This window comes from Flavobacterium sp. (genome assembly GCF_024710485.1).
Classification (GTDB): Bacteria; Bacteroidota; Bacteroidia; order Flavobacteriales; family Flavobacteriaceae; genus Flavobacterium.
Map to the genome: position 1 here is coordinate 1 of NZ_JANJUQ010000015.1, position 22573 is coordinate 22573.

20 protein-coding genes are annotated in these 22573 nt (G+C 39.7%); 10 read left to right on the top strand and 10 right to left on the bottom strand.

What is annotated here, in order from left to right; genetic code table 11:
* From Q0M21_RS03030 to Q0M21_RS03065, 8 genes are all read right to left on the bottom strand, one after another.
* On the bottom strand, positions 1-476 hold a 476-nt coding region (locus Q0M21_RS03030), incomplete at its 3' end, for a sugar-binding domain-containing protein (protein WP_367273705.1).
* Complete coding sequence (locus tag Q0M21_RS03035) at positions 473-1150, bottom strand: copper homeostasis protein CutC (RefSeq protein ID WP_295334553.1); 678 nt, start codon at positions 1148-1150, stop codon at positions 473-475. The genes Q0M21_RS03030 and Q0M21_RS03035, both read right to left, overlap by 4 nt.
* Positions 1151-1194: 44 nt before the next feature.
* The gene (locus Q0M21_RS03040) at positions 1195-2187 is read right to left on the bottom strand and encodes an isoaspartyl peptidase/L-asparaginase (protein ID WP_295334558.1); all 993 of its coding nucleotides are present in this window, start codon (positions 2185-2187) and stop codon (positions 1195-1197) included.
* Between the two features lie 2 nt (positions 2188-2189).
* The gene (locus Q0M21_RS03045) at positions 2190-4460 is read right to left on the bottom strand and encodes a glycoside hydrolase family 20 protein (protein ID WP_295334561.1); all 2271 of its coding nucleotides are present in this window, start codon (positions 4458-4460) and stop codon (positions 2190-2192) included.
* A 93-nt stretch (positions 4461-4553) separates the two neighbouring features.
* The gene (locus Q0M21_RS03050) at positions 4554-7103 is read right to left on the bottom strand and encodes a sodium-translocating pyrophosphatase (RefSeq protein ID WP_295334564.1); all 2550 of its coding nucleotides are present in this window, start codon (positions 7101-7103) and stop codon (positions 4554-4556) included.
* Between the two features lie 215 nt (positions 7104-7318).
* The gene (locus tag Q0M21_RS03055) at positions 7319-7921 is read right to left on the bottom strand and encodes a DNA-3-methyladenine glycosylase 2 family protein (RefSeq protein WP_295334567.1); all 603 of its coding nucleotides are present in this window, start codon (positions 7919-7921) and stop codon (positions 7319-7321) included.
* A 2-nt stretch (positions 7922-7923) separates the two neighbouring features.
* Complete coding sequence (locus Q0M21_RS03060) at positions 7924-10407, bottom strand: DUF5686 and carboxypeptidase-like regulatory domain-containing protein (protein ID WP_295334570.1); 2484 nt, start codon at positions 10405-10407, stop codon at positions 7924-7926.
* Positions 10408-10534: 127 nt separating this feature from the next.
* A complete protein-coding gene (locus Q0M21_RS03065) occupies positions 10535-11512 on the bottom strand; it encodes a pyruvate dehydrogenase complex E1 component subunit beta (RefSeq protein ID WP_295334572.1) in 978 nt (325 codons plus the stop codon).
* 238 nt (positions 11513-11750) lie between these two features.
* On the opposite strand from Q0M21_RS03065, the gene Q0M21_RS03070 reads away from it, so the two are divergent.
* The 5 genes from Q0M21_RS03070 (at position 11751) to Q0M21_RS03090 (ending at position 16273) form a co-directional block, all read left to right on the top strand.
* A complete protein-coding gene (locus Q0M21_RS03070; protein WP_295334574.1) occupies positions 11751-12497 on the top strand; it encodes an electron transfer flavoprotein subunit beta/FixA family protein in 747 nt (248 codons plus the stop codon).
* Between the two features lie 73 nt (positions 12498-12570).
* The gene (locus Q0M21_RS03075) at positions 12571-13539 is read left to right on the top strand and encodes an electron transfer flavoprotein subunit alpha/FixB family protein (protein WP_295334577.1); all 969 of its coding nucleotides are present in this window, start codon (positions 12571-12573) and stop codon (positions 13537-13539) included.
* Between the two features lie 298 nt (positions 13540-13837).
* The gene (locus tag Q0M21_RS03080; protein ID WP_295334580.1) at positions 13838-14464 is read left to right on the top strand and encodes a bifunctional nuclease family protein; all 627 of its coding nucleotides are present in this window, start codon (positions 13838-13840) and stop codon (positions 14462-14464) included.
* A gap of 36 nt (positions 14465-14500) precedes the next feature.
* Positions 14501-15325 carry a thymidylate synthase gene (locus Q0M21_RS03085; protein WP_295334583.1) on the top strand — a complete coding sequence of 275 codons (825 nt, stop codon included), beginning with the start codon at positions 14501-14503 and terminating at the stop codon, positions 15323-15325.
* A 6-nt stretch (positions 15326-15331) separates the two neighbouring features.
* Positions 15332-16273, top strand: a complete 942-nt coding sequence (locus tag Q0M21_RS03090) for an energy transducer TonB (RefSeq protein WP_295334585.1) — start codon at positions 15332-15334, stop codon at positions 16271-16273.
* A gap of 50 nt (positions 16274-16323) precedes the next feature.
* Here Q0M21_RS03090 and Q0M21_RS03095 read toward each other — a convergent pair whose 3' ends face one another.
* Complete coding sequence (locus tag Q0M21_RS03095) at positions 16324-16620, bottom strand: isoamylase early set domain-containing protein (RefSeq protein WP_295334587.1); 297 nt, start codon at positions 16618-16620, stop codon at positions 16324-16326.
* 238 nt (positions 16621-16858) lie between these two features.
* On the opposite strand from Q0M21_RS03095, the gene Q0M21_RS03100 reads away from it, so the two are divergent.
* From Q0M21_RS03100 to Q0M21_RS03115, 4 genes are all read left to right on the top strand, one after another.
* On the top strand, positions 16859-17194 hold the full coding sequence (locus Q0M21_RS03100) for a 2TM domain-containing protein (protein WP_295334590.1): 336 nt from the start codon (positions 16859-16861) through the stop codon (positions 17192-17194).
* A complete protein-coding gene (locus Q0M21_RS03105) occupies positions 17194-17676 on the top strand; it encodes a dihydrofolate reductase (RefSeq protein WP_295334593.1) in 483 nt (160 codons plus the stop codon). The genes Q0M21_RS03100 and Q0M21_RS03105 overlap by 1 nt, the downstream gene beginning before the upstream one ends.
* Before the next feature lie 117 nt (positions 17677-17793).
* Positions 17794-18528: a bifunctional demethylmenaquinone methyltransferase/2-methoxy-6-polyprenyl-1,4-benzoquinol methylase UbiE gene (ubiE, locus tag Q0M21_RS03110; RefSeq protein ID WP_295334595.1), complete on the top strand. Its 735-nt coding sequence runs from the start codon at positions 17794-17796 to the stop codon at positions 18526-18528.
* A gap of 21 nt (positions 18529-18549) precedes the next feature.
* Positions 18550-19251 carry a porin family protein gene (locus Q0M21_RS03115; protein WP_295334598.1) on the top strand — a complete coding sequence of 234 codons (702 nt, stop codon included), beginning with the start codon at positions 18550-18552 and terminating at the stop codon, positions 19249-19251.
* Here the strand turns inward: Q0M21_RS03115 and Q0M21_RS03120 are convergent.
* A complete protein-coding gene (locus Q0M21_RS03120) occupies positions 19248-19976 on the bottom strand; it encodes an RNA methyltransferase (protein WP_295334601.1) in 729 nt (242 codons plus the stop codon). The two genes, Q0M21_RS03115 and Q0M21_RS03120, sit on opposite strands and share 4 nt — an antisense overlap.
* Before the next feature lie 36 nt (positions 19977-20012).
* On the opposite strand from Q0M21_RS03120, the gene Q0M21_RS03125 reads away from it, so the two are divergent.
* A complete protein-coding gene (locus Q0M21_RS03125) occupies positions 20013-22559 on the top strand; it encodes a BamA/TamA family outer membrane protein (RefSeq protein WP_295334605.1) in 2547 nt (848 codons plus the stop codon).
* Positions 22560-22573: the final 14 nt, after the last annotated feature.

Sequence of the window (22573 nt, forward strand, 5' to 3'; positions counted from 1 at the left end):
GCAGAAGCAAAAGTGATTTGAAGTTTATTCTGCCCGACTTTCAACCATTTTCTAACATCAACTTTCCAGGTACGAAAAATATTGTTGGCGGAAAGGATTTTAGTGCCGTTTAAATAAACTTCGGCAAAAGTATCCAAACCGTCAAATTGCAAAACGGCATTTTGATGATTGAGTTCTTCTTTGGTAATGATGAAATTCGTTTGATACTGCCAATCTTCGTTTTCAATCCATTGCAACTGTTTTTCATTGGCACCGATAAACGGATCCGGAATGAGTTTGTTAGCCAACAAATCGGTGTGCGCCGTCCCGGGAACTTTGGCCGGAAACCATAGTGTATCGTTTACTTTTCTGAAATTCCAATTTTCTTCACTAAGATTACGATGGTTGTTTTGTGCAGAAGTTAGTATTGAACCAAAAAAGTACAGCAATACTAAACACCAATTAAAAATGGAACCATATAAGGCGTTTAAGTTCATTGTAGATTTGATTTTAAGGTACGGATTTCGATGGCGTTTGCGGTTTCACTTACTTCGGTTATGGCCGAAGAATGATAGAAAACCGCTTGGGTATTTTGCTGAATCATTTTGATATTGGACGAACGTAAACCACCGCCGGGCATAATGACGATTCGGTTATCAGCTTTGGAAATTAATTCAGCCAGACGATGCATTCCTTCACTCACATTGGGTTTTTGGCCCGACGTTAAAACCGTTTCGAATCCGCAAGCTATAATGTCTTCCAAAGCTTCAAATGCACTTTCCACCTCATCAAAAGCGCGGTGAAACGTACAGGGAAAAGGTTTGGCCAACTCAACTAAAACTTTATTTTGTTCTAAATTTATCTTCTTGTTTTCTTTCAAAATTCCGAATACAAAACCGTTGACATTGAATTGTTTTAAAGCTGTAATATCGGCTTGCATTTGCTTAAACTCGACATCCGTATACACAAAATCCCCTCCTCGTGGGCGAATCATAACATACAAATCGATGCTTAATTTTTCTCGGGCTTGTTTTACGATTTCAAAATTAGGTGTTGTGCCACCAACTTCTATTCCGGCACAAAGTTCTACTCTATCGGCACCGTTTTCTTGAGCGATTTGAGCTGATTCAAGATTAAAGCAAGCGATTTCTAATTTTGCATTTGAAGACATTTATTTAGCCACAGATTATACAGATTAAACGGATTTTCACAGATTTATTTTAAAAAATAGTCAGCGTCAACCAACTTACTTCCCGAATGGTCGTTTACCGCATAGTTGAATCCGCTTTGAATACAATACGAACCGTAATTCCCTTGTTTGTCTAAAGCGATGAACCCAACCTGAATATCTTTAAGGTTTTTGTTGCGGTTTTGGGTGAGTTTTACAATGCGCGAAACGGCTTCTTCACACGCTTGTTGCGGTGATTTGCCTTGTCGCATTAACTCGACTACCAAATGACAACCGGTTATGCGAATCACTTCTTCTCCATGACCGGTAGCAGTAGCGGCTCCGATTTCATTATCCACATACAAACCTGCTCCAATGATAGGCGAATCGCCTACTCGACCGTGCATTTTAAAAGCCATGCCGCTGGTAGTACAAGCTCCGGATAAATTGCCATGTACATCCAAAGCAATCATGCCAATCGTGTCGTGGTTTTCGATATTGGCTATAGGTTTATATTGACTCGTTTTGAGCCATTCTTTCCACTCTTTTTCGGAAGCTTCCACCAAGAGATTTTCTTTTTTAAAACCTTGGGACAAGGCAAATTGCAGTGCGCCATCGCCTACCAACATCACATGTGGCGTTTTTTCCATTACAGCACGGGCAACCGAGATTGGATGTTTGATGTGTTCCAAAGCAGCTACCGAACCAATGTTTGAGAATTCATCCATAATACAAGCATCGAGCGTCACTTTGCCGTCTCTGTCAGGACGTCCGCCGTAACCGACACTTCTTTCCGTAGGATCTCCTTCGGGAATTTTAACACCGGCTTCTACGGCATCAAGAGCTCGACCGTTATTCTTAAGAATCTCCCAAGCGGCACCATTGGCTTGCACTCCGAAGTTCCAAGTGGAAATCACGATAGGCTTATTGACTCTACTGTTGGGTTTTACCGAATTATCTTCTTTCGAAGTAAACGATTGCAGGGCTAAGGCTACGGAACCTGCGGCGGCTGTTTTGAGAAAGTTTCTGCGATTGCTCATGGTCATTCGACGGTTATTTCATCTGCAAAAAGCCACGCTTTGTTTCCGGCGCCGGGTTGCCCGTCGGGAATAGTGCCGAAGTTTTCGACGGTGACTTTTACAAATTGAATGTTTTTATGATTGCATTGAATTTCGACTTGGCCATTGGTCTTTTGGATTTCTTCAAAAGAAAAAGTACCGACAGTTTCAAATTGGAGCATATCTTCCGACACTTGGAACGTCACTTTTTTGGGATAATAAATCCACGACGAAGGACTGCTCAACAATCCGATGCTTAAGTGATTGATTTTTTGTTTACTGCCTAAATCGATAGTCGCATTTAAATCAGTGCCCGAAAAACCCAGCCAATGCTGACCGAATTTTGCTTTGTCACCTTTAATACCATCAACTAAGGTGAAGCCTCCGCCTTTGGCGTAATTCCCGTTAGGTGGATTTTGCAACGACACCAATCGGCTCACCGCTTTGTGAATATGAAATGATTGTTCGGCGATATTACTCTTGGCCAACCCATTTTCGAAATAAGTCGCTTTTACAGTATGAGATTTTGTAATTACTAACGGTTGATCGTAGGACTTGGATTGTGCTGTAGGTAGCGTTCCATCAGTAGTGTAGCGAATTCCGTTAGTGGATTGATTGGTTTTTAACAGATACAAGACGCCATTGCCTCCGGGCCTTGGCATAACATCTGTCGTAATTTCGAAAAGCGCTTTACTGTAGTTGATGCCTTTTTGATCTAATCTTTTGAAGTGTTGTATCATTCGGCTAACAAAATCGGGGTATTGTTCCGGTTTGGCCGTGCCCCAAACGACTTCTGACAATGCCATCATTCGCGGGAAAATCATGTATTCGACATGTTCGGGTGACGTGATGTATTCGGTCCATAAATTGGATTGTGCCCCTAAAATATACTTAGATTCTTCTTTAGACAATCCTTCCGGAATCGGATTAAAGGCATATACTTTCTCCACCGGAGTATAGCCACCAATGGCTAAAGGTTCGTTTTGCGGGTTGCCCTGATAATAATCGAAATAACAATGGGAAACCGGTGTCATCACTCCGTAATGTTTTTCTTTGGCCGCAGCGATGCCGCCTTCGGTGCCGCGCCAACTCATGACCGCAGCGTTGGGTGCCAAACCGCCTTCCAAGATTTCATCCCAACCAATGATTTTTCGGCCTTTGCTGTTCACAAACTTTTCCATTCTTTGGATGAAATAACTTTGGAGTTCGTGTTCGTCTTTGAGTCCTTTAGCTTTCATCAGTCCTTGACAATGAGCGCAACTTTTCCAGCGGGTTTTCGGACATTCATCGCCACCGATATGGATGTAATGAGAAGGAAAAAGTGAAATAACTTCGGATAAAACATTTTCCAGAAACGTGAAGGTTTCATCCTTCGGACAAAACACATCATCTAAAACACCCCATTGTTTTTCGACTTCAAACGGACCGCCGGTGCATGAATATTGCGGATACGCCGCCAAAGCAGCAACCGCATGACCGGGCATTTCGATTTCGGGTACGACGGTAATGTGACGTTGTTGGGCGTAAGCCACTACTTCTTTGATTTGGTCTTGGGTGTAAAACCCGCCATAGCGGATGGTGTCGTATTTTTGTTCATTGTAATGACCAACCATCGAACCGTTGCGCCATGCGCCGACTTCGGTAAGTTTTGGATATTGTTTGATTTCGATGCGCCAACCTTGGTCATCGGTTAAGTGCCAATGAAAGGTATTGAACTTGTACATCGCCAGGTAATCGATATACTTTTTGACAAAATCTGTTGAGAAGAAATGTCGGGCGCAATCGAGGTGCATGCCTCGCCATTGGAATTTAGGATAATCACTGATTTGTAAACAAGGGATTTTGATCTCACGCTGCTTTTCTGAAGGAATCAATTGTAACAGTGTTTGAATACCATAGAAAAAACCATTGTTGTATTCGGCTCTAATAGCGATTGCTTTTTCGGAAACCGATAAACTATAGGGTTCTTTGATACCACTTGCGGCGGGACCTTCTACCTCAAAACTCAAACTGATTTTAGAGCCATTTGAAACAGGAACGATTTTCAAGTTTAAACCTGTTAGCTGTTTGATGGCCATTTGAAGATATTGGGCCTCAAAACTATTCGCGTCAGCCTGAATAACAGTTTTATCGGTTAATAAAAAATTACCCTTTTCTATTTTAATATGACTGGGTTGAGGAATTAAAGGTAATGGATTTTGCGAAAAGGCAATATTGAAAATGAACAGTAAAAAGAAAGCTAATTTATTAGTCATGTAAGTTGTGTTTGTCTTGGCTAATTTAAACAAAAAAGACAAAAAAAATGCCCCGCAGTTGCGAGGCATCTTTATTATATTTAAATCTTTCGATTATTTCAAAGCGTCAACTTTAGCTTTAACTTCCGCTTCAGTACCTTCAAATTTTTGAGTATTTGTTACACCGCCAACTGTAGTAGTAACAGTCGCTGTGGCTTTACCATTGTTGTTAGTGATTTCAACTCTAACATCTTTATTAGTGGCAACAGCACCCGGTTTCACACAACAATCAGCTTTTTTATCAGCAATGAATTTACCGTCAGCATCGTAGTGAGATAAACAAGCTTCTTTTTGCTCCGGTGTACAACCCAAAGAATCGCACATTTTAGCACATTCTTCTTTGGTCATGTCTTTGCATTTGCTCATATCGCATTTGCCAATCATTCCGTCTTTACACTCTTTTTTCATTTCCACAGTGCACTCCATTTTTTGGGTCTCTGCACCATGACCTGAACCTAAAATAGGAGCAATTACCAATCCTACCAAACAGGTCAATTTGATTAAGATATTCATTGACGGACCTGAAGTATCTTTGAATGGATCACCAACAGTATCTCCGGTTACCGCAGCTTTGTGAGCATCAGATCCTTTGAAAGTCATTTCTCCGTTGATTTCCACACCGGCTTCAAATGATTTTTTAGCGTTATCCCAAGCACCACCGGCATTGTTTTGGAAGATAGCCCAAAGCACACCTGATACACACACCCCGGCCATATAACCTCCTAAAGCTTCAGCTCCCATTAAGGCTCCAACGATGATTGGTGTGATGATAGTGATAGCACCCGGCAACATCATTTCACGTAAAGCCGCTTTGGTAGAAATATCAACACATTTTCCATACTCCGGTTTTCCTGTACCATCCATGATACCCGGAATTTCTCTGAACTGACGACGTACTTCTTGTACCATATCCATTGCCGCTTTACCAACCGATTGCATTGCTAAAGCAGAGAATACCACAGGAATCATACCTCCGATAAATAAAGCAGCCAATACATCGGCTTTGAAGATGTTGATTCCGTCAATTCCGGTAAATGTTACATAAGCTGCGAATAAAGCTAAAGCAGTTAAAGCTGCAGAAGCGATAGCAAAACCTTTACCTACAGCAGCTGTAGTATTTCCAACTGAATCTAATACGTCTGTTCTTTGACGCACTTCTTTTGGCAATTCACTCATTTCAGCTACACCTCCTGCGTTATCAGCTATTGGACCGAAAGCATCAATAGCCAACTGCATGGCAGTAGTCGCCATCATTGCGGAAGCAGCGATTGCTACACCGTAGAAACCGGCTAACGCGTAAGCGCCCCAAATAGCAGCAGCAAATAATAATACAGAACCGAAAGTAGATTTCATACCGGTAGCTAAACCGGCAATAATGTTAGTAGCGGCTCCGGTTGAAGAGTTTTGAACGATATTCAATACAGGTTTTTTACCTAAAGCCGTGAAATATTCTGTAATAGCTGAAATCAACAAACCAACACCTAAACCAACTAAAGTAGCATAGAATACGTTGATACGTGCGATTTCTTTAACACCTTCTCCAAAGAATTTCATGCTGATTTTTTCCGGCAACATCATGTCGATTAGGAACCAACAAGCCACAACGGTTAAAATCAAAGACACATAGTTTCCTAAGTTTAGGGAACCTTGTACTTGTGCTTCTTTAGCTTCATTGTTTTTGATTTTCACGAAGAAAGTACCAATGATAGAAGCCAAGATACCAACACCGGCAATAACCAATGGCAATAAAATTGGTCCCATTCCGTCGAAAGCATCAGTATATTGAGCTCCTGAAGCTTCGGTCATATCTTTAATGATGTAGTTACCTAATACCATTGAAGCTAAAACAGTAGCCACATAAGATCCAAACAAGTCAGCACCCATACCGGCAACGTCACCTACGTTATCTCCTACGTTATCGGCGATAGTAGCAGGGTTACGCGGATCATCCTCAGGAATCCCAGCTTCCACTTTACCAACTAAGTCGGCACCTACGTCAGCAGCTTTAGTATAAATACCACCACCTACACGGGCAAATAATGCGATTGACTCAGCACCTAAAGAGAAACCGGCGAGCGTCTCTAATACTAAAGTCATATTTTCATAGAATGACTTGGTAGCATCACTCATGAATTGATTTAAGAATAATAAAAAGAAAATGCTCAATCCCAATACCGCTAAACCGGCTACACCTAATCCCATTACCGTTCCACCTCCGAAAGATACATCTAAGGCTTTTGGCAAACTGGTTTTAGCAGCTTGTGTGGTTCTAACGTTAGCTTTGGTAGCAATTCTCATACCTATATTTCCAGCTAATGCAGAAAAAATAGCACCGAAAATGAAGGCAACTACAATCATCCAATGAGAGGTTTTAACTACCTGGGAAACTGCAAAAAGGGCTACAGAGGCAATAACAACGAATATTGCCAAGATTCTGTATTCAGCTTTTAGAAAGGCCATAGCACCTTCTTGAATACTTTTGGAAATGCTTTGCATTTTTTCATCTCCGGCATCTTGTTTGTTAACCCACATGGCTTTAACTCCCATGAATACAAGTCCTAAAACTGCCATTACAATTGGCACGTACATCATAAATTTTTCCATTGTTTTTTTATTTATCGGTCGCAAAAGTAACAAAACTTTAACAAATAAAAACAATATCGCGTGGGAATATTAGCGAATTTGATATACATGGATTTCGTCTTGTTGTTGATGCGCATCTAACAACTGACAAACAGACTTAAAAATGCTAAAGAAAAAGGAATTTAGAAACAAGAATCCAGAATCATTTATCTCATTTTGAAGCAAATGCTACTCCGCTAATAAATAAACTTACGGTTTCTTTTTTTCAGATAATGATGCCAAAAGAAATAGGTGGCCATACTGCGATACGGTTTCCAGTTATCGGCCAGCACCAACATCTCGGCTTTATCGTTACAACCGTATAATTCTTTGATGGTGTTGACCAGAGCCACATCTCCTATCGGAAGTATATCGGGTGACTGTAAGCAAAACATCAAATACACATCAATGGTCCAATGGCCGATACCTTTGATTTGGATTAACTCTTTTCTAACATCGTCGGGATGCTTTCCAGAAAGGTTTTCCAAAACCAACTTTTTTTCTTGGATAGCCTCTGCTAACGCTTTAAGGTAACTGCTTTTTTGGCGACTTACACCACAGGCTCGTAAAACCTCATCAGAAGCTGTCAAAATCAATTGCGGAGTGAGTTCACCCAAAGCCATTTCGATTTTCACATAACAAGCCCGAGCGGATTCTAAAGAAACTTGTTGCTCTAAAATCAGTTTGACCAGCGTTTGAAAACCTTCCGGTCGAGTAGGCACAAGCGGATTACCGTATTGAGCATACAGCTCTTTAAAAACTGAATCCTTAGCAACCAAAAAAGCTATAGCTTCCTTCATGATTAAAAATAAAACCCGAACGAACCTTTGATGGTGAAATTGCTGGTATCAGGCACATCTCTATAATTGGCGCGCCATGCAAAATCTAAACGGAATACTTTGAAGATGTTACCAATTCCGGCGCTGTATTCCCAATACGGTCTCTCCGGAGCTTGGTAAACTAAGCCCGAGGCATTGATGGCTTTATTCTCCTCTGAAACAGTTCCGTAAACACCCCTTACCCCTATGATTTCCCTCAAGTTCAATTTTCGGATACCCGGAATTCGTGCAAAAATCTTACCGTTGAAGTTGTGCTCCCATTGGAACGTGGCATATTCATCGGCTACAAATTCGTAGAAATTGAGGTTACTAAAAGTGTTCTGAATGATGAAATACGTTTGATTCCCCGGCACTACACTCATTAATCCTAGTGGTACCTGACCGAACGTTTTTCCTAATTCCATAGTAAAATTGGAACGACCTAACGGTCCGATAACAATGGGTTGTTTGTAGTACAATTGAATTTTTTGATAATCAAAATCGCTATCAATTAAACCTTTAAAACCCTGACTGTAATTGACAAAAAATCGGCTGTACGGACTGTCAATTTCTCTTCTTTCCACACCGTAACCAATGGTTTTCCGTTTCGGCGTGAATTCTACCTGTAAATTCAGTTCCGATTGTTTCACTTCACTGGCTGTGGTAGTAAAAGTATCGTCGGTAAAATAATTCAAGCTGAATGTATCCGAGGCCGATTCAAGTGTTCGATAAGAAAAGCCTAACTGAAATGTTAAATTTTTCACAGGCTCCATTTCTACTGCAAGTGTACTCAAATTGATATTGGTCAGCTTCCCGTTGGCCGCCGTCATGAACAAACCTGACGAAGCATAACTCCTGCCCAAAACATCGTTGGTAGTAGTCAAACTAGCGCCTATTTGCTCCACGTCTCTTCGGTTGCCACCGGAGATGATGATGCGGTTTTTCTTGTCGACCATCCATTTTCCGGAAACGCCGTATTTGAATTTATTATCGTCAAAACCGTAAGCGGTGTACGCTTGGATTCTCCATAAATCATTCGGCCCGAAGTAAGTTCTTCCGCCGGCTCGCAAGCGCCAACCTTCTACATCGTTAAAACCTACGGTAGAAAAAATCGGCCCGTAATCCATTTTCCATTTAGGAATTTCGATGTAACCGCTACCCAAAATCGACACCAAACTATACATTTGTTTGAAGCGTTTCACGGTTTTTAAAGTGTCAATCATCTTGTAAATGCCTACCTCATCTTTACTGAGTCTTTCAAAACGATTCTCTTCCCAATACGCATCGGATTTAGCGTAAACCGAATTGTCGATGTAATTGACTTCTTCTTTATAGAATTTCTCAGGCTTCTTTTCATCGAACTTAAAATTGCGATATAAAGTGGTTCTTTTTCCGTAAACACCTTTCGATTCTTCTTTTTTACGAAGCGCGAAATCCGACATCATATAATCTCGGGTTGGTAAAAAAATCGAATCGTTCAACACTTCAAATTCCTGTTCGATGTAAATGTCTTTTACCCAGTTGATGTTGGCGCTTTTGGTCACTGCCATATTAATGGTTTTTATAGCAAAAGTGGAATCGTTTACCCAAAAATCACCTTTAAAAGTCAGCTCGTTTTTGCGACGCGGATAGAACACAATATTATAACACCATTTGTTGTCGATAAAAGCAGTATCGGTTAAGACATAATTGTACACATCAATCCCGGTGCGTGATAACGGACTGACAAAACTCTTATCGAAAAAGTTCAGGTAATTGTCATAAATATCGAAATCGTTGTACAAATCTTTGATAAACATGTTCACACCGTCACCGTTTCCTAAACCTGAATTTTTGTTGGCTTTGAGAATTTCTTTGGTCTTTTTGGCTTCGTTATCACCATAAAAATCCGAAAGTGATTCGTTGATGAAAATAGGTAAATACGTTTTACCCGTAACGCTCGAAGTATCAATGTTTTTGAAGACAAACTCCATTCCTTTAAAGAGCTTATTTTGCATAAAAGCGCTGTCGATGGTATTCATATCAAACTCAACTTTCTCGTACTTTTCGTATTGGTATTGCTTGAACATCTTCAATCCGTTTTTGCGACGACGTTCCCAAATTTTACGTAAGATATCCAGGGCCGGATTGTCTTTTTTAGAAGTTTTACCGGAGTAAATCTTAACTTCTTTGAGCGCATTCCCTTCGGTTAAAACCACTTTAAAATCGTAGTTTACCTGCTTAGGCAATTTGACTTCTTTATCCGTAAAACCCACAAAAGAAACAATAATCGAAGTGTAATTCTCAGAAGATTCAATGTAGAAGCGACCATCCTCATTGGAGACTACTCCTATTTTTGACCCTTTAAAAACAATATTGGCGTAGGGCACCGGTTGATTGGAATTGTCCAATACAATCCCGCTTACTTTGGTTTGCGCCGAAAGACTGCAAGCCAAAAAGAATACAAGTAGCGTAAATATTTTTTTCATGTGTAAAAAAAAAACTTCATCTATGTTTCAGATGAAGTTTCAAATATAGTTATTTAGATTGCTAGATTTCAGACTTCATGGAATTTTAAGATTTGCTAACATTCCTCAAGTCTAGTAGTCTGCAAAATTATTTATATGTTACTTTTTTTACTGCTTTTATTACATCTTCGGCATTAGGCAACCACTCTTTCAACAAGGTTGGAGAATAAGGAGCCGGTGTATCTGCAGTTGTAATTCTTTGGATAGGCGCATCTAAGTAATCAAAAGCTCTTTCTTGAACCATATACGTCACTTCAGAAGCCACGCTGGCAAAAGGCCAAGCTTCCTCCAAAACTACTAAGCGGTTGGTTTTCTTAACCGAGTTGATAATCGTATCATAATCCATCGGACGAACCGTTCTTAAATCGATGATTTCACAAGAAATACCTTCTTTGGCTAATTCGTCAGCCGCAATAAAAGCTTCCTTGATGATTTTACCGAAAGAAACAATAGTCACATCGGTTCCTGCTCTTTTCACATCAGCAACCCCTAACGGAATAGTGTATTCTTCTTCAGGCACTTCGCCTTTGTCGCCATACATTTGTTCCGATTCCATAAAGATTACCGGATCGTTATCGCGGATAGCTGATTTCAACAATCCTTTAGCATCGTAAGGTGTAGAAGGAACAACTACTTTCAATCCCGGTGTATTCGCGTACCAGTTTTCAAAGGCTTGCGAATGTGTAGCACCTAACTGACCGGCAGAAGCGGTTGGGCCACGGAACACCATCGGCATAGGAAATTGCCCGGCCGACATTTGGCGCATTTTAGCAGCATTATTAATAATTTGATCAATTCCAACCAAAGAGAAATTGAATGTCATGAATTCTACTATCGGTCGGCATCCGTTCATCGCTGAACCCACAGCAATTCCGGCAAAACCAAGCTCTGCAATCGGGGTATCAATGACTCTTTTCGGACCGAACTCATCCAACATTCCTTTAGAAGCTTTGTAAGCACCGTTGTATTCGGCTACTTCCTCACCCATTAAATAAACTGACTCGTCGCGACGCATTTCTTCGCTCATCGCCTCGGCAACTGCTTCTCTAAATTGTATCGTTCTCATATTTCGGATAGTGTTACTGTCTATAATTTTGAAAGGCAAAAATAAAAATTAAATACGATTAAAAAACATTTCTGTTGGTTAAATAACGGCTTAAAATGATGTGCCGTTCGTTTGGCCAATTTCAACCCGCTACGAAATCGATTGAAATTTGAAAAAATATTATGCGCGCATACAAAAAATAGAAATATATTTTATACTTTTACGGTCAGAAAAAAAAATTCACTTAATAAACGCAACAATGAAAATATTAGTTTGCATCAGTCACGTGCCTGATACTACTTCAAAAATTAACTTTGTGAACGGTGATGCGGAATTTGACACCAATGGCGTACAATTCGTAATCAACCCTAACGACGAGTTCGGATTAACCAGAGCCATTTGGTTCCAAGAACAACAAGGCGCCAATGTTACTGTAGTTAATGTGGGCGGACCGGACACCGAACCAACGCTGAGAAAAGCTTTGGCCATCGGTGCTAACGAAGCGATTCGCGTAAACGCTACTCCTACTGACGGCTTTTTTGTAGCCAAACAATTGGCCGAAGTGGTAAAACAAGGTCAATACGACTTGGTAATCTGCGGTAAAGAATCGTTAGATTACAATGGTGGAATGGTTCCGGGTATGTTAGCCGGTTTGTTAGATTACAACTTTGTGAACTCTTGTACCGAATTAACCATCGACGGTAGCGCTGCCAAAGCGGCTCGTGAAATCGACGGCGGAAAAGAAACTATTTCAGCTTCATTGCCATTAGTAATCGGAGGTCAAAAGGGCTTGGTGGAAGAAAAAGACTTGCGCATCCCAAACATGCGCGGAATCATGACCGCCAGAACCAAAGTATTAACGGTATTAGAACCGGTAAGCGCTAACAACAACACCAAAGCCGTAAAATTTGAAAAACCGGCTCCGAAATCGGCTGTAAAATTATTTGCTGCCGACGATTTAGATGGTTTAATCAACGCTTTACACAACGAAGCAAAGGTAATTTAGTATTCAGTGTTCAGTCGCAGTAGGCAGTTTTTAACCTACAACTTAGAACGTACAACTTAAAAACAAAAAAATCATGTCATTATTAATATATGCAGAATCGGCTGATGGAAAATTCAAAAAAGTAGCTTTTGAATTAGCATCTTATGCCAAAAAAGTAGCCGAATCATTAGGAACCACTGTTACAGCTGTAACGGTAAACGCCGGAAATGTATCGGATTTATCCAAATACGGTGTTGACAAAGTATTAAAAGTAACCAACGATAAATTGGCCAACTTCAACGCCAAAGCCTACGCAGATGTGGTAAAACAAGCTGCTCAAAAAGAAGGTGCTAAAGTAATTTTATTGTCTTCTACTACCGACAGTTTGTACATGGCACCGTTGGTAGCCGTTGGCTTAGACGCCGGATTTGCTTCTAACGTTGTTGGATTACCGGTAAGCACTTCACCTTTCCAAGTAAAAAGAACAGCTTTCTCTAATAAAGCATTCAATATTACCGAAATTGCTACCGATGTCAAAGTATTGAGCTTAGCCAAAAACTCTTACGGGGTTTTTGAAAGTACTGCTTCAGCAACTGAAGAAGATTTCGCACCGAGTTTAAACGAAGCCGATTTCAACGTAAAAGTGGCTTCAGTAGAAAAAACAACCGGAAAAGTAACCATCGCCGATGCTGACGTAGTAGTATCCGGAGGTCGCGGCTTAAAAGGTCCTGAAAATTGGGGAATATTGGAAGATTTAGCCTCAGTTTTAGGCGCTGCCACAGCTTGTTCTAAACCGGTATCCGATTTGGGTTGGAGACCTCACAGTGAGCACGTAGGCCAAACCGGAAAACCGGTAGCGACCAATTTGTACATCGCCGTGGGTATTTCCGGAGCGATCCAACACATCGCCGGAATCAACTCTTCCAAAGTAAAAGTAGTCATCAACAGCGATGCCGAAGCGCCTTTCTTTAAAGTAGCGGACTACGGAATTGTAGGGGATGCTTTCGAAATTTTACCAAAATTAACCGAGAAACTGGCAGCCTTTAAAGCGCAAAACGCCTAAGCTTTCGGACACATAGAATATAGAGTCGTTAAAACTGATTTTAGCGGCTCTTTTTTTATGCCTGCCATTTTAAGAAGCGAAAAGTTTTTGTTACTTTGCAGTCCGTATTCCTGCCATACGTTGCAATCTTTTTTTGTTCGTTCACTTTTTTGATTTTACGTCAACTACCGAGTGCACAAAAAAAGGATTTTCACTCCTGTCAGGGCTATGAAGGATTTGTATTGAATGTCGGGTAACTGGGTTTCTTACATATTTAATCTGAAATCTAAATTCTAATATCAGCAATCTAAAAGCTACAATGAGCTTAGTAAAACTAACCATCAAAGGAATTTCATACAGCCAAACGCAAAACGGTGCTTACGCCTTAATTTTAAATGAAGTAGACGGCGAAAGAAAACTCCCTATTGTTATCGGTGCTTTCGAGGCGCAGTCTATTGCCATCGCCTTAGAAAAAGAAATCAAGCCACCGCGTCCGTTAACACATGACTTATTCAAAAGTTTCGCCGATCGCTTTGATATCGTAGTGAAACAAGTCATTATCCACAAATTGGTCGACGGTGTTTTTTACTCGAGTATCATTTGCGAACGCGATAAAATAGAAGAAATCATCGATGCCAGAACTTCAGATGCCATCGCTTTGGCACTGCGATTCAGCGCACCGATTTTTACCTACAAAAACATCTTAGACAAAGCCGGAATATACCTGAATCCTAACCCAACTGATATCGACAATCAAAATGCCGACGACGACGGCGTATTGTCTACTCCCGAAACTTTCGGCCTGGACAGCGAAGGCAATGCCGGCGACGCTTATGTAAGCATGAGTCTGACCGAATTGCACGATGCTTTAGAAAAAGCCGTTCAAGATGAAGACTATGAAAAAGCAGCCAAAATTAGAGATGAAATTTCGAAACGCGAATCTTAAAACCGTGAAACTTTTAACCCGAAACGCGAAACCAACATGAAGCAGTACCACGATTTAATGCGACACGTTTTAGAAAACGGTTGTCAAAAAGGAGACCGAACCGGAACCGGAACCAAAAGTGTTTTCGGCTACCAAATGCGATTTGATTTAAGCGAAGGATTTCCTATGGTAACCACCAAAAAACTGCATTTAAAGTCGATTATCTACGAATTGCTATGGTTCTTAAAAGGCGATACTAACATTGGCTATTTAAAAGAAAACGGTGTTCGAATTTGGGACGAATGGGCCGATGAAAACGGCGATTTAGGTCCGGTTTACGGTCACCAATGGCGAAACTGGAACAGCGAAGAAATTGACCAAATCACGGAATTGATTGAAACCCTTAAAACCAATCCAAACAGCCGACGCATGTTGGTTTCGGCTTGGAATCCTTCGGTTTTACCGGATACTTCAAAATCGTTTGCCGAAAACGTAGCCAACGGAAAAGCGGCTTTACCACCATGTCATGCCTTCTTTCAGTTTTATGTAGCCGACGGCAAATTGTCTTGTCAACTCTACCAAAGAAGTGCTGATATTTTCTTAGGCGTTCCTTTCAATATAGCTTCTTATGCCTTGTTTACTATGATGATTGCTCAGGTTTGCGATTTACAAGTGGGCGAATTCATTCATACGTTTGGCGACGCACACATTTACAACAACCATTTCGAACAAGTAGAATTGCAATTGTCACGTGAACCAAGACCATTGCCTAAAATGATTTTAAATCCGGAGGTAAAAAACATCTTCGATTTTACTTTTGAGGATTTCACCTTAGTAGATTACGATCCGCATCCGCATATCAAAGGACAAGTAGCCGTGTAATTAGCTATGAAAATAAAACTACTTTATTTCTTTCTCCCTTTTTCAACATTTATTTTGGCGCAAAACGACCAAGATAAGATTGTATATCTGGATTCTGTAAACAAAGAAACAACCATTGAAAATCATAGCTACAAGAGAGTTATCAAAGAGTACTACACCGAAAAAAGTGAGTACCAAGTTTTAGAATATTACAAATCAGGCACTCTTAAATCAGAACAAAAATCGAACTATAAAGATGACGGATATCCCATTGGAGAAGAAATTAAATATTATGAAAATGGGCAGAAAAAAAGTTCCACCTTTTACGAAAATAAAAGAAAAATCGGGATACATACGGAATGGTTTGAGAATGGCAATTTAAAGCAAATAGGGAAATTTAACCCTGAAAAATTCAACACCAATGAATATTACTTAGTTGAAACTATTTGGAACGAAAACGGAACCAAAATGGTTGAAAGCGGCAATGGCTTATTTGATGTTCAAAAGGATAAAATTCATACAAAAGGCGAATATAAAAACGGCGTCAAAAATGGTGTTTGGACCATTACAAGTATTGAAAAAACCTATGTTGATGAATATAAAGACGGTAATTTTATCAGCGGTTATTATACTGACAAAAACGGGTTCATGAAGGAATATCAAGTTTTAGAGAAAAAACCTGAACCCAAAAAAGGCTTACAACATTTTTATAAGTTTATCTCCAGCAACTTTAAACCAACTCGTGAAGCCGTCAGAAACAAAGTAAAAGGAAAAATTGTTCTGTATTTTGTAGTGGATAAAGAAGGCAAAATAAGTAATATTAAAATCGCAAGAGGATTGGGCCATGGTTTAGATGAAGAAGCCATCAATGTACTTGAAAAATACCCTGAATGGTTCCCGGGAGAACAAAGAGGTATCCCTGTAAGATGTATGTATTCCTTACCAATCACACTTGATTTCAGTAAATAAAAAATCCGTTTCGAAATTCGAAACGGATTTTTTCTAACCAAAACTAAAACCTATAGTGCTAAAACACTATTTTCTGAACCGGCAAACTCGTTGTAGGCATAACGGTCAGCCTCAGGATCATTCACATAGGAACCATCCACTAAATATTTAAACTCAAAAGTGTTGTCTTTGGGCAAATCAAAAGTAGCTTTGAAAGTGCCGTTTTTCAATTTAGACAACTCTCCTTCAGCCGGGTTCCAATTGTTGAAATCACCTACTACGGCAGCCGAATTGGCTCCTTTCGCTTGGATTGAAAAAGTAACTTTTACAACCGGTTTCGTCTTAATAACTTGTTTTTTAATAGCCATAACTATTTCATTTATAGATTACTGTAGCAAAGTAAAGCGATTTTAGAGTAGCTTTTACAAGCCCTTTTATTTTTACGACATTACTAAAAAGAGCACCTGTTTAAAAGAAGATTTACAATTTCCATAGCCTTTAATTTTACATCTGCAGTTAAGAAATCGGTTTCGTAATACATTATCTTAAAAACAGATTTTACTGTTTTGAAAATAAATTTTACCTTTAAACCATAAATTTCGTCTTATGGAGCCTAACCAACACGAATTATACGAATATGCGCGTGATCGTATCAGACAAAAAAAACGATTATTCCAGCATTTTATAGTTTTTGTAATTGGCTGTGTGTTTTTGTTTGCGGCCAACCATTTGCTTTCCTATCACGATGAAACCAATTGGTGGATTTGGGTGGCTAGTTTGTGGTGCTGTTTGTTTGTTTTTCACGCCATCAAGGTTTTAATTACCGACAGTTTTATGAATAAAAACTGGGAGCGTGCCCAAATAGACAAGCTCATGCTCAAGCAAACCAAGAAAATAGAACAACTCAAAAACGACCTCGAAAATTCCAAACTCAACCCCTAATGATTACAGTAATTGCGGCAGTGGCCGAAAACAATGCCTTGGGAAAAGAAAACCAACTGCTTTGGCATTTACCCGATGATTTTAAGAGATTCAAAGCCATCACTTCGGGACATTATATTATAATGGGACGAAAAACCTTTGAGAGTTTCCCAAAACCATTGCCCAATCGAACGCACGTTATTATTTCCCGTCAGCCCAACTACCACCCGGAAGGCTGTATTGTAGTAAACTCCTTGGGAAAAGCCATTGAAGCCTGCCCGAAAACAGAAGAAGTTTTTATCATTGGCGGTGGAGAAATATACCAACAATCTATTGAAGTAGCAGACAAGCTCGATCTGACTAAAGTCCACGCTTCTTTCGAAGGCGACACTTATTTCCCGGAAATCAATCTGACCCAATGGGAGTTGGTTTTTGAGGAATTCCATCCGAAAGACGAACGTCATGACTATGCTTTTACCTTTCAAACGTATCTGAAAAAGTAACCGGTCACAACCATTACTTTCGGCACTTCATTTTATTACACTTTTTACAAAACTTTGAAACTAAGGAACTTTGCAACTCTGCACTATAATAGCGTATATTTGCAGAAAATTGCAACCATGTCAAAGCAAATCAAACCCTACAAAGAATCTACTTTAGGCAAAAAAGAACAAGTAACCCAAATGTTCGATAATATTTCGGGCGAATACGACGGTTTGAACCGAGTAATTTCTTTGGGAATCGATATGAAATGGCGTAAAAAAGTCATTGCATTGGTCAAAGCCCACAACCCTAAAATCGCTCTCGATATTGCCACCGGCACCGGAGATTTAGCTATCATGATGGCGGAAGCCACCGCAGCTGAGAAAATTATCGGTTTAGACTTATCAGTAGGCATGTTGGAAGTTGGGAAGAAGAAAGTGCTTTCTAAAAATTTAGCCGACAAAATCGAAATGGTAGTGGGAGACAGTGAAAATATTCCTTATCCCGACAATCATTTCGACGCCATTACCGTTTCCTTTGGCATACGCAATTTTGAAACTTTAGAGAAAGGTTTGGCAGAAATTTACCGCGTGTTAAAACCGGGCGGCCTTTTTGTGATTTTAGAAACTTCGGTACCGACAAAATTCCCTTTCAAACAAGGATATGCGTTTCATACTAAAGTGATATTACCTTTAGTAGGGAAACTATTTTCTAAAGACAATAGCGCTTACGGATACCTTTCGGAATCGGCCAGCCATTTCCCGTTTGGAGAAGCTTTAAACAATATTTTAAGAAAAGTTTCGTTTATAGACTGTAAAGCCATGCCACAAACTTTTGGCGTTGCTACTATTTATACTGCGACCAAAAAATAAAATATGTACTTTAGCCAAAGCATGAAGAAGTTAATTGCCCTGTTTTTACTAATCACCTCCGTTTCCCAAGCGCAATTTGGGAAAAGTACTTTTTCAAAAGATCCTATTATCAATTTGGAGAATTTTGATAAGCAACGCGTGTATTGGGGCTACTTTTTAGGTTTTAGTACTTTCGATTTTAAAACTGATTACAAAGTGCCCGGACAAGATATCAATGTAAAAGGCAATACCGGTTTTAACGTAGGATTGGTAGGCGTTTTGCGACTTCATGAACACGTAGAATTGCGTTTCGAGCCCGGATTGTATTATGCCAGTCGAACCCTAACCTATCCGGGATTCACCAACGATCGAGACGCCATTCGAGAAGTAAAAGCTACTTATATTGACTTTCCGTTACTGTTAAAATTCTCATCATTGCGCACCGGAAATGTAAGACCTTATTTATTAGGCGGTGTGGGAACCACTTTAAACTTATCGAGCAACTCTAAATCGAAAGATGACAACTCCGAGCAAAAATTCAGAGTCAAACCTTGGACCAACAATTATACGTTTGGATTTGGAATTGACTTGTATTTTGAATACTTCAAATTTTCTCCGTCGATTCGTGGTGTTTTCGGATTCGGCGACGAATTGATTCGCGATGACGACCCAAACAGTCCATGGACAGGCAACATCGAATCATTGAAAACCCGTGCGGTTTTGATTAACTTTACCTTCCACTAAGAATTTCTTCTGAACTCGCTTAAAAAGATAGCGGTAGCTGTAGCCACGTTCAAACTTTCAGTTTGTTGCAAGTTGCCGAATCTTGGTATGGCCACTCGGTTTTTTATCTTTTTCTCCAAAGCCGAAGAAATGCCGTTGGCTTCGTTACCGAAAACCAATATCCCTTCCGAAGGCAAATTTTCTTTGTAGATGTTTTTCCCGTCCATAAAAGTCCCGAAAACCGGCAAAGTCGTTTCCGAAATAAAAGCTTCCAAATCAACATAATTCACTTGAACCCGACTAACAGAGCCCATAGTAGCCTGAATAACTTTAGGATTATAGAGGTCTACAGTTTCCTTAGAACACAATAATTGAGCAATACCGAACCAATCGCACAAACGAATGATAGTCCCCATATTTCCGGGATCTCTAATATCGTCCAGAGCTACAATCAAACCTTGAGACAAAATTGCTTTGGGTAGTGGAATATGAAAAACGGCTAAACAAGAACTCGGAGTACTTAGCGCAGAAATGCGTTTCATATCAACTTCTTTAATCAAAGTTTTTTTGGCGGTCGGTACAATATCAAAAATACTTTCGGTCACAAATAAATGGTCGAGCACGATATTTGATTGCAACAATTCCTGTATTACTTTTACCCCTTCGGCTATAAACAACTGATGCTCGTTTCGGTATTTTTTTTGTTGTAAACCGGTAATTAATTTTATTTGGTTTTTACTAACCATAAAATACTGTATTTTTGAATTAAATATTTACACCGCTTGAAAAAGAGTCTCGCAAAAATATCACTATTTATTCTAATTGGACTAATTATCTTTGGTTGCAACTCGACCAAAAGAGTTCCCGACGGCAAAAGCTTGCTCACCAAAAACAACATTTATATTGACGACAAGAAAGACAATGCTGAAGAAGTCTTCAATCAGTTGTACCAAAAACAAAACAGTGCTATTTTAGGTTTTCCGCTTCGTTTGAACATTTACAATTTAGCCCAACCCAAATCAGATTCGCTTTTCAAAGCCAAAATGATTCAAAATCCGAAACGCTATTACCGCAAAGCCAAATGGCTATCGAAAAAACAAGTGAAGCGATTGGGAGAATCTTTCCTCTATTCAGGCGTAGATAATTTTTTAAGAAAAACAGGTGAAGCACCGGTAATATTGGACACCAGCAGCACGAGAAGATCGTTGAAAAGATTGCGCTCTTATTTTTTCAATCGTGGGTATTTCGATGTTACTACGCAATACAAAATAGACAGCATCGACAAGAAAAAAGTGAAGTTGCGCTACGACATCAAAACCGGCAAACCTTACATCATCGACAGCCTCAAAACCTTTATCTCCAGTCCGGCCCTCGATTCTATTTACCAGTCCAGAAAACGCAATTCTTTACTCAAATCGAAACTGAAATTTGAAACGGCTGTTTTTGACGAAGAACGCAAAAGAATTACCGAAGATTTCCGAAACAACGGTGCTTTCCGATTCCAACAAAACTATGTCACTTTTGATATCGATACTTTAAAAAAGACACACATTGCCAACGTTGATTTGGTGATTGAAAACGAATCCATCCGCGTAGAAGACAGTTTAAAGACGCAGCCATTCGAGTTGTACAAAATCAGCAAGGTTAACATTTTTACCGATCACAGTCCGACCAACGTAAATGCGCCAATAAAAGATAGTTTAGTGTATAACGATTTTACACTGTATAGCACCAACAAACTAAAATACAGACCAAAAGCCATTACAGACGGTATTTTTGTCACCAAAGGAAATTACTTCTCCGACTTCAGGTCGTCTATTACGTCGCGCTATTTGAGCAACCTAAAAGTATTTAACTATCCGCTGATTCAGTATGTAGAAGACAAAACCCAAAAAAACAGTTTAATTGCCAATGTTTATCTGACGCCGAGAAAGAAATACACATTTGGTTTTTCGACCGATTTTACCCATTCGAACATTCAGGATTTCGGTATTACAGGTAGTACTTTTTTAGGTATCCGAAATGTATTTAACGGTGCCGAAACTTTTGAAATTGGTTTCAGAGGCAATATTGGCTCCTCTAAAGATTTAGCCAATCCGAACAATACCTTCTTTAATATTTCGGAAATCGGGGTGGATGCCAAGCTGAATTTTCCGCGGATTTTCTTGCCGTTCAAAACTGATAAAATTATTCCGAAAACCATGATTCCGTTCACTACATTGAGCGTGGGTTATGCCAAACAGACCAATATCGGACTCGACAAACAAAACTTTACCAGTTCGCTAACTTACAATTGGACCCCAAAAAGAAACACTAACTTTAAGCTGGACTTAGTCAATATTCAGTTTGTAAAAAACCTAAATCCGTCCAATTATTTCAACATTTACCAATCGTCTTACAATACAGTTAATGAAATAGCGCAAAGTTATCCCGGTGTTGACCCGACATATTTCAACGAAAACGGCAATCTGATTATTGAAAACGGTGTACTCAACTTTTTACAAGATGTTTCCAATGCTACTGTTCCGGTCAGTTTAAATGATGCCAAATCGATTTTAAGCATTGTGGAAAGAAGACAAAGATTAATTGAAAACAACCTGATCTTCGCCTCCAATATTTCGTTCACTAAAACTTCGAAAAAAGATCTTTTAGACAATGAATTTTATGCCTTCAAAGCCAAAATAGAATCGGCCGGAAACTTGTTGTCACTTTTAGCCAGAGCTTCCAAACAATTACAAAACCAAAACGGGGCCAATACTTTTCTGGATGTCGAATTTTCCCAATACCTCAAAGGCGAATTTGAATACATCAAACACTGGGATTTGAGTCGCAAAAAAGTGTTCGCTACTAAAATCTTCGCCGGAATTGCAGTTCCTTACGGCAACTCGGATGACGTGCCGTTCTCTCGAAGTTATTTTGCCGGAGGAACCAACGACAACAGAGCTTGGCAATCTTACAGTTTAGGACCGGGCGCCAGCGGTAGTTTCTTGGATTTTAACGAAGCTAATATGAAATTGGCTTTCAGTGCCGAATTCCGATTCAATATTTTCCAACAACTCAATGGTGCGCTTTTCACCGATATCGGAAACATTTGGAACGTATTAGACAATTCTAAAAACGAAGCAGCCATCTTTGAAGGCTTTAAATCACTTGAAAATATTGCCGTTGGCAGTGGTTTCGGCTTCCGCTACGATTTTAATTTCTTCATCGTCCGATTGGATTTAGGATTCAAAACCTATAATCCTTCCGAGTTTGTGAGAGACAAATGGTTGAAAGAAATGCGCTTCGACAAATCGGTTTTAAATATTGGAATAAATTACCCTTTCTAAAATCAGAAATTATT